We start from the raw sequence: 12,762 nt of genomic DNA, 5'->3' as shown, positions 1-12,762 counted from the left end.
AGTGTGAGAAATTCGATGAAAATCTCTGGGAGGCAAATCTTTTGGATGATGTTCACATTTGAAGTGGGACAATCCCTTCTTCTAGTTATTCCAGCGACGATTCGTACGGTCAAACAAGATGCGTGGATCTCGATTTTGATTGCAGGAGCGATAGGGGTTGCTCTTACTTTTTTGGCAACTACACTTGGTTCGCTTTATCCGAAACAAACTCTCATTGAATTTAGTCAAACTATTCTTGGTAAATGGCTAGGAAAGCTGCTGATGATTCCTTACTTCTTTGGGTGGTACATGATAATTTGGATAACCGTCCGTGAATTTGGTGAGTTCATTATTATCGCTTTGTTTCATAATACACCTTTGTGGGTCATTGTCTTTACTGCGATATTATTGCTCATTTTTATCATTTACCAAGGAGGGGTGGAAGGTGTTGGACGTTTAAGTGAAATCATAGGGCCAATTGTACTTTTAATGATAACGTTTGTAATCATTTTGAATGTTGGCAATATGAATTGGGATTATATGCAGCCTATTTATCACGATTCTGGTTGGCTTCCCATACTTAAAGGTTCCTATACTCCTGTAGCCGCATTTTTTGGAGAGGCTGTTATGATGATGATGTTCGTTTTCTTTATGGATAAACCAGAGCAAGCGTCATCAAGGGCGATGTTGGGGGTAGGATTAGCCGTTTTCATGGTAACGATCGGAACATTAGCGGTCATTTTAACATTCGGTCCGAATTTATCTTCAAGTTTTTTGTATCCGGTTTACGATTTGAGCCGATACATATCTGTCATGGAGTTCATTCAAAATGTGGATATTTTGATAGTTATTATTTGGTTTTTTAGTATTTTTGTGAAATTGGCGTTATACATGTTCATCGCTTGTTATGGAACAGCGCAAATATTTCATTTGAAGGATTGGCGAAAAGTAGCGTTAGTTCTTGCTCCTATTTCGTTCATCATAGCTGTGTCAGTTAAAAATATCCAAACATTTACCCATTATTACTACATATTTTTCGTAATTCCAATTGCATTTCCCGTTTATGAGCTAGGGATTCCTTTACTGTTATTGGTGGTTGGCAAAATTCGAAGGAAATATGCATAAACCCAATCGTTAATATGTTTGGAGGACAGGTATACTTTTAGTTTTTTGACTAATATAAAAAGAGAAAAATCCTACTTATAAGTGTAGGATTTTTTGTTTGTATATTACGTTACAAGAGTTTCCTTGTTTTCTCCGGAATGTCCTTTTTAGAAATGTATGCAACAGAGTCTTTATAGTAAGAGTATTTTGTTGGGGATAATTAAAAAACATATATCGCAATATAAAAATTCACTTTAATACTAAAGGATACCTGACAACGATCCCTATAAATTCTTCTCAATAATTGAAAATAAAATCAATCCGGATTATTATATTGTTATTGTAAATTTATTTTATTGAAGGAGGATACATAGATGAAAAGCTCAAAAGGCTCTATTGAATCAGAGATAAGCAAAGCAATTACTCACTGGGAAAAGGACTACCTAGGACGCGGGTCTATATCCGTTAAGACAGATATATTACGGGATATGATTATCGTAAATTTACAAGGTGTTTTAACACCGGCTGAATACAGTGTTTGCGAAACAAAAGACGGTATGCTAACGATAAAGAAAAATCGTTCGGAGCTAGTTGAATCTGGAATTGATGATCTGAAAGAGATTATACTAGAATTAACTGGAGAGGAAGTGAAAAGCTTTCATACGGATATAAGCTCCCGTACAGGCGAACGAGTAATGATTTTTAAATTGCTTCATAATCTTGAGGAGAAATTTTAAAAATACCTTAAGGTTAGTGGAAGGATTAAGAAACCTACAAGTTTTGCACTTTATTAACAGGCTAATAATTAAAAACTTGAAGTTATTTAGGTATAATAAATCTTAATTCTAATAACTCTTAAAAAACGGATAAAGAAATTGACAAACTGCTTAATATGGTTTATCTTATAATTGTTTTAAAAAATTGATAGATGCTCATTTTAACAGTTTGCTATAATTAAGGCTTTAGCATTTTTTTAATATGTAATATTGACTAAATGAAAAAGTTTCTTAATTAAAAGATAGCGTATAACATAAATTGATATATTGATTGCATAATCTAGGAGATCAGAAATATACATTTCTTTTTAATAGGAGTAATACATACATTACTATCCTCTATAAAATGGGAGCTCTTCAAAAAACTTTATTGAAGTTAGTTGAAGTGAAACCGACAATCTCCATAATTCAATGATGATATAAAATCATTGAATTATGGAAGTTGTCGGTTTTTTTTATGGGAAAAAACGATGTACTAAAAAGAGTGAATGAAAATTGAAATTAAAAAAACTATCGTAATGAAAAGGAATTTTTATAGGCTATTTTCGCTTAGAAGGGAGTATTTAACATGTTAATTTCGCTGAGTTCATCAACACTGTTAACATTATTTTTTATGGCGCTTAGTGCTTCTTGGCTAAGTGGATTATTGTTTTTACATGCAAGGATGCCTTTACGTTTTGTTCATATCCATATTGGTATCGCTGCTTTGCCTTCATTGATTTCTTTACTCGCACTTGTTAATAACAATGGAGATAGAGTTGTGGGGCCTTGGCATCTAGATACTTTAGCTTGGTTAATGGCTTTCTTTGTTCTTACAATTGGTTTAATCATTCAGCGTTTCTCTGTACGTTATTTAATGGGGGATCACTCATATCGAAAATACTTTGCACTTTTTACATGTACTACAGGTGTATCTTCGGTTGCATGGTTAAGTGATGATCTTCGCTTAATGCTCATTTGTTGGGGAGCAACGCTTATAGGATTGGTTCTACTTATAGGGCTAAATAAAGGGTGGAAAGTAGTTAGTGAAGCAACTAAAATCTCTGGCTACCTATTTACAATAAGTTGGATTGCCTTACTATCAGCTATCATTTGGCTTTTTCAAGTAACAGGACAGTGGCAGTTAACATCAGTTTTAACGAATGAAAATGTAGCTCAATTTGGAACATTGGAGAAAACAGGAATTAACTTATTGATTATAGTAGCTGTGATGATTCCAGCAGCACAATGGCCTTTTCACAGATGGTTAATTGAATCAGCTGTTGCTCCAACTCCTGTTTCTGCTATTATGCATGCGGGTTTAGTAAATGCTGGAGGTATCATATTAACTAGATTTTCGCCACTTTTTCATGATGATATTGCACAAATCATTTTACTAATTTTCTCTAGTATTTCTGTCTTAATCGGAACAGGAATTAGTTTAGTTCAAGTTGATTATAAACGTCAGCTAGTAGGTTCAACTATTGCACAAATGGGATTTATGCTTATTCAATGTGCATTAGGCGCCTATTTAGCAGCTATTATTCATTTAATTTTACATGGTTTGTTTAAAGCTACACTATTTTTACAAGCTGGTTCTTCCGTGCAACGTTTTGGGGTAGTGAATCAGTCTAATGAAAAGATGTCTAATTTATGGATGATAGTTGGGCGTGTTTTAGGATTATTTATAGCAATTACTTTCTGGTTTATGACTTCTGGAGAGGGGTATCAACTAGTTAGTGCGTTAATCTTAGGCTGGTCACTATACTTTTCATGGAAACAGCTTGTTGTTTTTGGAGAGGGAAGAATGGGACGAATTGCTGGCGTAATTGTTTTGATTGGATTTTCTCTCATTTACTTTACCGTTCATAATTCTCTTTATAAATGGTTGCATACTGATATTTATCAAAGTGTTCAACCTTCAGCTCCAGCCGTTATCTTTGTTATATGTATTTTACTATTTAGTAGTGTTACTAGTACTTTCGTTACTCGTCATCAATCTTCTACTTTATTCGCTGTACTTTATCTTTGGTTAGTTCGAGTAGGTGAGGCGAGAAGAAAATCAGTAGAAAGTCACCCAAGCTATCTGAAACATTATGTATCAAAGGGAGGTAATTCGTGATGAGCATATCGTCAATATTAAAGAAAGATACAAACATTGATATGCAAGAAAATAATATAAATGATTTAGTTGCATCTGCTAGCCGAGTTATTGCACCACTTTGGCCTATCTCTACGTTTGCAGCTCACCACCCTTGGATGGGACTTGAAAAGCAATCATTTGAACAAGTCGCAAATTGGCTAAAAGAAGCTCGTAATGTGGATATGTATCCTAGTACTTCCATGATTCATTCGGCAAAAGCGAAAGGTGAGATTGAGGAATCATTTTTACAAAGTAGTTTGTCTCGTTGGCTGGATTCACAATCTTTTCATATTCCGCGAGAGAAAGTAGAGGGATTTTGCCAAGCGGCTTTAAAGTTAGAAAAATTACCTTCTAGTCTATTATCATCGCCAGAATTAAATAAACTGGCAGACGAAATGAGTTATATAAATACAGGGAGTATGAAAGCCTCTGTTATGCAGCCAATAAGTTCGCTTATAGAGAATCAAAATAGTGAAAACCTATCTGATATTCTTAATTATCATATCATTAAATGGTGTAAATTATATCTTGATGACTCCGGATCAAGTTGGACGATGCCAAATCGAGAGAAAGGTTTTTATCGTGCATGGCAACACCTTATTACATTTGATCCAGCGCTCAGTAAAAATGAGCGTAAAGTTTTAAAAGATTGGCCACAAGATGCCGAAGTAGCTTTAGCGAGAGCGTTATTTGAACTAGGAATTTCTGAATCTAACATACAAGCTTATCTTGAAGGGCACTTACTTTCTTTACCTGGGTGGGCAGGAATGATACGATGGCGCTCACAACAATCAATTCAGGAACAGGGGCTTTTAATAGAATATTTAGCAGTTCGAATTTCTATGGAGCTGGCTATTGCAAAACCTTATTTACCTTTAAAAAATCAAAAGGTTGAGAAAAAAGTTTCGATCGTCCCACTTATAGCTTCTTGGATCTATTGGGGGAATATTTCAACACGGGAATGGTCACAAATGTCTGCAGCTGAACAAAGCGAATTGTTAGCATTTGCATATCGTTTTGATGAAAATATTCGCAGGAAACTTTGGCTGGAAGCTTGGGAACAAACGCATGCAGAGCAATTAAGAGAGAAGATTGCTTCTAAACAATGTGCAACCAATGATAAAAAGCGTGTATTAGCTCAATTAGCATTTTGTATTGATGTACGTTCAGAACCGTTTCGTCGCCACTTAGAAAAACTAGGTCCGTTTGAAACGTTTGGAATAGCTGGTTTCTTTGGGTTACCAATTGCGACTAGTGAACTAGGTAGTAATGACAGCCATCCTTCTTTGCCAGTTATACTGAAACCGAAGCATCAAATAAAAGAGCTTACAGATGAAAATGAATTTAAATCTTATGAGCAACGTAAGAGGGTAGGCAGTTCGGTGCGTTATACATTTAAAACGATGAAACAGAACGTACTGACAAGTATGGCGCTACCTGAGTTAAGTGGTCCTTTACTTGGTCTACAGATGGTGACAAGAAGCTTTGTCCCAAGAGGAGTTGGTGGTTTCATTCGTAAACTTCGTAAAACTATGTTACAAAAACCTGATACAACATTCTCGCTTAATTATGTTCATGACACAAAAGGTGAGATACCTATCGGTTTTACGAAAGAAGAAAAAGTGAACTATGTGCGTCAAACTTTAAAAATGGTGGGACTGACAGAAAAATTTGCTCCTTTAGTTGTAATGTGTGGACATAGTAGTCAAAGTACGAACAATCCTTATGCGGCAGCACTTGAGTGTGGTGCTTGTGGAGGCGCAGCAGGGGGATTCAATGCAAGAGTTTTCGCTACTTTATGTAATCTTCCAGAAGTAAGAGAGGCGTTGTCTGCTGAAGGCATTAACATTCCTGAGGATACCATTTTTGCAGCAGCTGAACATAAAACAACAGTGGACGAATTGGAATGGATTTACGTCCCAGAACTTTCGAAAACTGCGCAAGAAGCGTTTGATTGTATCGAGACGATTATGCCAAATGTGAGCCAACATGCAAATAGAGAACGTTTAACGCAATTACCTAATTTTAAAACGAAAATAAAAAATCCGAGTAAAGAGGCGCATCGATTTGCAGAAGATTGGAGTGAAATACGTCCAGAATGGGGATTAGCGCGTAATGCATCTTTTATTATCGGAAAGCGTGAATTAACTCAAGATTGTGACTTAGAAGGTAGGGCTTTCCTTCATAATTATGATTGGAAACAGGATGAAAGTGGAGATATATTAGCTAATATTATTGCAGGACCAGGAACAGTTGCGCAGTGGATAAATCTACAATATTACGCATCAACTGTAGCTCCTCACTATTATGGTAGTGGAAATAAAACAACCCAAACCGTAACGGCGGGTCTCGGTGTTATGCAAGGGAATGCTAGTGACCTGTTGCCAGGCTTACCTTGGCAATCCGTTATGCAGTCAGATAGTGAGACGTATCATTCACCACTTCGTTTACTAATTGTCATTCAAGCACCTATTGAATATATAGAACGTTTGTTAAATAATGATTTCACATTTCGAGAAAAAGTTCAAAATGGATGGGTTAGACTTGCAAGTGTTGATCCAGAGGGAAGCTGGAAAAACTGGTAACAATTATTATTGTTACTAGCTTAAAAGTTTCATAAATACAATAATGAAGAAAGGGTGCTCCATATGAATTCAAAGAATAAAAAAGTTTTATTATTAACAGACATTGAACACGGAATAGAGCCTAGTATCCAACAAGTAACTAACATTCAACAAGAAAACATGTTGACTATACACAGCTATGATTCTGTAATTGTACATCCTTATGGAGATATAATGAGATCTATTATTATTGCTATTTATCAAGAAAATGTTAAAGAAATTTTTGTTGTCGGAATAGAGGATAAAAAAACTTCTTCAGTTAATCTACAAACTCAACGTGATTTCATAAAAGATAATATAGAATTAGACTATCTCTTTAAAAATTGCATGCCTGAATTTTCAAGTGGTAGCCTTAATCAATGGCTGAGTGGACAAAAAAATGTTAGTGAAAATATTGAAAAGAGTATAGATATGATCCGTCATCATCCATTAGTACCTTCTGATATTGAAGTTCATGGTTTCATAATTGATAGAACGGGTGAAAAAGAAACGGTTGTTAAAGTTTCTGCTAATAAAGTACTGAAACAAATGGATTTTTATGTGTAAGTTATCGATAGATAAGCAACTTTTATTTGGACTTGTGTCCTTTACAAAGAGCAAAAGAAATCTTCTATAAATGGGGATCTTTTGCTCTTTTTGTTTGAATTTTTAATGTGTTTTATAGGAGATACCTAATATGTACATAATAAAAATATATAACTTTTTGCATAAAATTTTAAGGACGGATTAGCAGGCGGAAAATAAAAATTTATGTTGTGATTTATTTCAAGATTATTACTAAAAAGAATGGAGATTCTTTAATTATGAGAATAAAACAGTTAAAACCTAAAGTGATATGGAAAAAAAGAATGTTGCTAACTCTTTTTATTGTTTTCGGATTGATTATTGCGGGGGTTGTTTTTTGGAATGTTTCACCTATTCCGAAAGCGTTTCTCATAAAAAAAGCATTTGAAGGTGGAATGTTTGTTCAATCTAATAATTATAAAAACGCTCTAAAAGAGACACGAATTGTTAAAGATATCAATTATAATTCTAAATTTCCTGATGGTACATTAGACATTATTTATCCCAAAAATTTTATAGGGAAAACACCTGTTATTTTTTGGGTGCACGGGGGTGGATTTGTAGGTGGAGATAAATCAGACATTACTGGTTATGCAGTAGAATTAGCTGCTCGTGGTTATACAGTGATAAATATAAATTACGCTCTTGCTCCTAAAAGAAAGTATCCTACACCAGTACTACAACTTGGTGAGGCTTATGAATATATAAAAGCAAATGCAAAGAAATATAATGTAAAACTAGATGACCTATATTTTGCAGGAGATTCTGCGGGAGCGCAAATATCTGGACAATTTGTTACTATTCAAACATCTCCAGATTATGCGAAATTAACCGGGATTGACGCTGTTGTTGCTCCTTCTACAATTAAAGGTATATTGCTATTTTGCGGCCCGTATAATATGCCTGCATTAGCTAAAATGGAAACATCCAAAGAAGTGCAAGACTTTATGCGTACTACTGGCTGGGCTTACTTTGGGAAAAAGAAATTTGAAACATTACCTGAAATGGAAATCGCCTCTATTTATAAACACGTTACAAAAGATTACCCACCAACGTTCATCACAGATGGAAATACTGCATCATTTGAAGAGCAAGGTAAAGCATTAGCTTCTACTTTACAAAATAAAGGAGTATCTGTAGATACACTTTTCTTTGATAAAAATATCTCTGGCGAGTTAGCACATGAATTTCAATTTAAAATGAACACTCCAGCAGGTGAAGAAGCTTTTAACCAAGTTCTTAAATTTCTAAATGAAAATAAATAATATATATACTATTAACTTTTTATAAGCTTAGTTTAATACCATATATGGGTGAACAAAATATTGCATTAATAATCTAATGGTAGCAAAAATAAATTTGATAAGAAGTATATAGTAAGAATGATTTGGAGATACAGATGGGGATATAACTATTTTATTTAGGACGGTGCACTTTAAATGGATTTACAGAAAGGGAAATTATATTGGAACACAACTTTTTCTAATACACCTTCTTATCCTCGGTTGGAAGAAGATATAAAATGTGACGTACTAATAATAGGAGCAGGAAGTTCAGGTGCTCAATCAGCATACTATTTGAGTGAATCAGATTTAAATATTGTTGTCGTTGATAAAAGAAAGGTAGGACACGGGAGTAACCTTACAAATACAGCACTTATTCAATATTTAGGTGACAAGATGTTTTTTGAACTTGTAAATACATTTGGAGAAGAGTATGCAGTTAAGCATATGAAATTATGTGAACAAGCTATTAATGATATTGAATATGCTGATCAAAACTTGCCTTATGGCTCTGATTTTAAACGACGTGACAGTTTATATTATGCAAGTTATGAAGAGGATATAAAGAAATTAGAAAAAGAACTGTATTATTTACATAAGCATGATTTTAAAGCGACTTGGCTATCAGAGGAACAAATTGGACAGAGATATCCATTTAAAAAACGTGCAGCTATTTATACGTATAATGATGGTGAAATAAATCCTTATAAATTTACACATAGTTTATTAGAACAAGCTTCTAATAAAGGAGTTCAAATTTATGAAGATACAGAGATTGTTGGCAAAAAGTTAGAGAAAGAATGTGCTATCTTTTATACAAAGGGGGGCAATTCTATTACTGCCAATAAAGTAATTGTGGCTGCAGGATATGAAGGGTTAGAATTTAAAAAGGAAAAGAACGCTACACTGATTAGCTCATATGCAGTTGTTACTAATCCTATAGAAGATTTATCTTCTTGGTATAAACGTACTCTCATTTGGGAAACTGCGAGACCATATATTTATATGAGAACTACTGCAGATAACAGGATTATTATAGGTGGGTTAGATGAAGATACAAACATTGCTCAAGAAAGAGATTCAAAATTAATCCATAAAAAAGAGAAATTAGTAAATGAATTTAATAAGCTCTTTCCCAATATAACAGTTGAACCTGAATTTTATTTAAGTGCTTTTTATGGTGGTACTCATGATGGTTTACCTATAATTGGAATGTATGAAGAGTTTCCAAATTGTCACTTTATCTATGCGTATGGAGATAATGGATTAGTATATAGTATGGTGTTTTCTAAAATTGTTCGAGATATAATTATTAACGGTTCAAGTCCGGATTTGAATTTATATTTACAAACTAGACCAAAACTAAATGAGTAAGCTACATGTATGCAAAATCAAGGTAGTATAAAAAAGTAATAGTTTTTACGGTTTTAATTACTTTATATAGGAAGCAATTCTACAATTATAATCTCTCCAATATATTTGGGGGGATTTATTTTTTTTTTAATGATTTATTGAAAAATAGTCTAATTAGACTATAATGAGTATATAGTTTAATTAGACTATTTATTTTGTTGAGTGTGAAAAAAGGAGGAAAGAGGTATGGTTGCAAAAGAGAGCAACTTACGCTTAGTGATAGCTGGGTTAATGCTAGGTATTTTAATGGCTGCAATGGATAATACAATTGTTGCCACTTCAATTGGTACAATTGTCTCAGATTTGGGTGGATTGGATAAATTCATCTGGGTTACTTCTGCTTATATGGTTGCAGTTATGGCGGGTATGCCTATTTTCGGGAAATTATCTGATATGTATGGTAGAAAGAGGTTTTATATTTTTGGTTTATTAATCTTCTTAATTGGTTCTGCATTATGTGGTACTGCGCAAAGTATTGTTCAGCTAAGTATTTATCGTGCAATTCAAGGTATAGGTGGGGGGGCACTGATGCCAATCGCCTTTACCATTGTATTTGATATTTTTCCTATTGAAAAAAGAGGGAAAATGACTGGGTTATTAGGGGCCGTATTTGGTTCTTCAAGTGTATTAGGGCCTTTATTAGGTGCGTATATAACAGAAAATATAAGTTGGCATTGGATTTTTTACGTCAATATTCCAATTGGTCTAATGTCATTAATTTTTATTTTAAAAGCTTATAAAGAAAATAATCCACCTACTAAGCAAAATATTGATTGGTGGGGGGCGATAACACTCGTCATAGCAGTAATTAGCTTAATGTTCGCTTTAGAATTGGGAGGAAAAGAATTTAAGTGGGATTCGATACAAATCATTGGGTTATTTGCATCGTTTATTGTATTTTTTGTTGGCTTCCTATTGGTAGAAAGAAAAGTGAAAGATCCGATAATATCATTTTGGATGTTTAAGCGTAAGGAGTTTGCAATATCACAAATTATTACGTTTTTCTATGGAGCAACATTTGTTATTTTAACAGTATTTATTCCTATTTTTGTTCAGGCTGTATATGGTGGAACAGCAACTAATGCTGGATTAATTTTAACCCCAATGATGTTAGGTTCTGTAGTAGGTAGTGCAATTGGTGGAATATTTCAAACGAAAATTAGTTACCGCAACTTGATGTTATTATCTATAATATCCTTTGGGATAGGTATGTATTTGTTAGGAACGATGGATCCACAAACAAGCCGTGTACTTTTAACGATATACATGATTATAACGGGGTTTGGAGTTGGATTTTCGTTCTCTTTGCTTCCCACAGTTTCTATTCATAATATGGAACCGAGATTCCGTGGTTCAGCTACTTCAACAAATTCATTCTTTCGTTCACTAGGTATGACAATTGGAGTAACGATTTTTGGCTCCATTCAAAATAGTACCTTTACAGCTAACTTAAAGGATGCTTTTAAGGGAATAGAACATGGTTCCAGCATGTTAAATAATCTAGGTGATCCGAGTGCAATATTTCGCTCAGATGTAAGGTCCAGTATACCTACTTTTATTCTTGAAAAGGTTATAGCTGCTATGTCATCTTCCATTACTACTGTTTTTCTATTAGCTTTAATTCCAATTATCGTTTCGTTTATGGCAATATTATTTATGGGGAATGTCAAAGCTGGTACAAAGGATAATAAAGTGAATTTGAAGTTATAAATTTTATAAAACAAAAAGATTCTTTACTTATTTTTAGCTTATACTATTGGTATAGGTTATTAAGGAGTGGAGAGTTATGAATACAAAGCTTTTTATGCTGGGTCTTCTTATGGAGAAAAATAGGCATCCGTATGAAGTCCAGCAACTTTTAAAAAATAGTGAAATGAAATATTATATAAAAATTACTAAAGGCTCTTTATATTATACATTTGAGCAACTTGAAAAGAAGGGTTTTATAGAGGTTGTTGATATTATTCGTAATGAACAACGTCCTGAACGGACTATTTACGGTATTACTAAAAGTGGTAAACAAGAATTTGAACATTTATTATTAGAGCAAATGATAAAGAAAGAGGATATGCATCGTCCTATATATGAAGCGCTACTTTTTGCACAATATGGGGAAGAAGAATTAATTCTAGAACAGCTAAAAACTAAAATTTCTCAACTGACGTTATATCTTACTACCCTTCAAAAAGTATATGAAGAGAAGTGTGGAAAAGAGAGTGTAGCTAAGTTATATATATTATCTAGTGTCATTTTACATTTAAGAACAGAGTTAAAAGTTTTACAGAGTTTATATAACACTATAAAAAATGAAAAGATAGATAATATTGGAAATGATGTACTTAGAGAGATAGAAAATCAATGTTTATAGTGACAGATATTATAAAATAAAGAAAAGTATAATATTTTAATTCATAAATTAAAAACGTTAATTTGGACAGGTCTAATAGTATAGGGAACTGTCCATTTTTAATATGTAAATTCTCCATTCAATGTTAAGAAATCTTAATATTTTTGTAGGGTGAAAATTAAGATTTTTTCAGTAGATTGATTGTATGTTCTAAATTAACATTGGAGAGGAATTTATGAATGTTATTTGTTTTATGTAAGAGTATGTGAAGCGGCCTCGGATCGTAGGGGGCTATTTTACCCAGTTCAAATCAACTTGCAAAACAGATGGTTTCTTCAATATGTTTAAAAAAGCAAAGTGTATTATCACGCATTAACGGGTAGTAAGACCCACATCTCAAAATTAAGTGGAAGCAAAGAAGTTAGGTGGGGGGCGGGATTCCCGTAAAAGACCGATTGGTGAGGGCTGATTAAAGTTTCACTTTATACGTGTAAGGTAAAACTAAATGTATAATACTACAGCATAGAACGAGATGTCAGAGAGGAAGAAA

At 33.6% G+C, this 12,762-nt stretch carries 9 protein-coding genes; all 9 read left to right on the top strand.

Going from position 1 to position 12,762, the window contains the following annotated elements; translation table 11 throughout:
• The first annotated feature begins 15 nt into the window (after window positions 1–15).
• On the top strand, window positions 16–1,104 hold the full coding sequence (locus NST90_RS14625) for an endospore germination permease (RefSeq protein ID WP_033689334.1): 1,089 nt from the start codon (window positions 16–18) through the stop codon (window positions 1,102–1,104).
• A gap of 353 nt (window positions 1,105–1,457) precedes the next feature.
• The gene (locus NST90_RS14620) at window positions 1,458–1,820 is read left to right on the top strand and encodes a DUF2294 domain-containing protein (RefSeq protein WP_000842547.1); all 363 of its coding nucleotides are present in this window, start codon (window positions 1,458–1,460) and stop codon (window positions 1,818–1,820) included.
• A gap of 607 nt (window positions 1,821–2,427) precedes the next feature.
• A complete protein-coding gene (locus NST90_RS14615; RefSeq protein WP_000908922.1) occupies window positions 2,428–3,960 on the top strand; it encodes an NADH dehydrogenase subunit 5 in 1,533 nt (510 codons plus the stop codon).
• Window positions 3,960–6,566 (top strand): putative inorganic carbon transporter subunit DabA, encoded by a 2,607-nt coding sequence (locus NST90_RS14610; RefSeq protein WP_000028355.1) that lies wholly within the window; start codon window positions 3,960–3,962, stop codon window positions 6,564–6,566. Before NST90_RS14615 ends, NST90_RS14610 begins: the two co-directional genes overlap by 1 nt.
• A 63-nt stretch (window positions 6,567–6,629) precedes the next feature.
• Window positions 6,630–7,151, top strand: coding sequence for a hypothetical protein (locus NST90_RS14605; RefSeq protein WP_001086250.1), 522 nt, complete (start codon window positions 6,630–6,632; stop codon window positions 7,149–7,151).
• 257 nt (window positions 7,152–7,408) lie between these two features.
• Window positions 7,409–8,434 (top strand): alpha/beta hydrolase, encoded by a 1,026-nt coding sequence (locus NST90_RS14600; protein ID WP_001220685.1) that lies wholly within the window; start codon window positions 7,409–7,411, stop codon window positions 8,432–8,434.
• 174 nt (window positions 8,435–8,608) lie between these two features.
• Window positions 8,609–9,826, top strand: coding sequence for an FAD-dependent oxidoreductase (locus NST90_RS14595; RefSeq protein WP_283748155.1), 1,218 nt, complete (start codon window positions 8,609–8,611; stop codon window positions 9,824–9,826).
• Between the two features lie 225 nt (window positions 9,827–10,051).
• Window positions 10,052–11,575, top strand: coding sequence for an MDR family MFS transporter (locus tag NST90_RS14590; RefSeq protein ID WP_000225814.1), 1,524 nt, complete (start codon window positions 10,052–10,054; stop codon window positions 11,573–11,575).
• Window positions 11,576–11,651: 76 nt separating this feature from the next.
• Window positions 11,652–12,233 carry a PadR family transcriptional regulator gene (locus NST90_RS14585; protein WP_001093176.1) on the top strand — a complete coding sequence of 194 codons (582 nt, stop codon included), beginning with the start codon at window positions 11,652–11,654 and terminating at the stop codon, window positions 12,231–12,233.
• Window positions 12,234–12,762 lie beyond the last annotated feature (529 nt).

The organism is Bacillus sp. FSL E2-8900 (assembly GCF_037966225.1).
In the GTDB taxonomy this organism is placed as follows: domain Bacteria; phylum Bacillota; class Bacilli; order Bacillales; family Bacillaceae_G; genus Bacillus_A; species Bacillus_A cereus.
The sequence above is the reverse complement of the archived record's forward strand: the minus strand, read 5'-3'. Positions and strand labels throughout refer to the sequence as shown.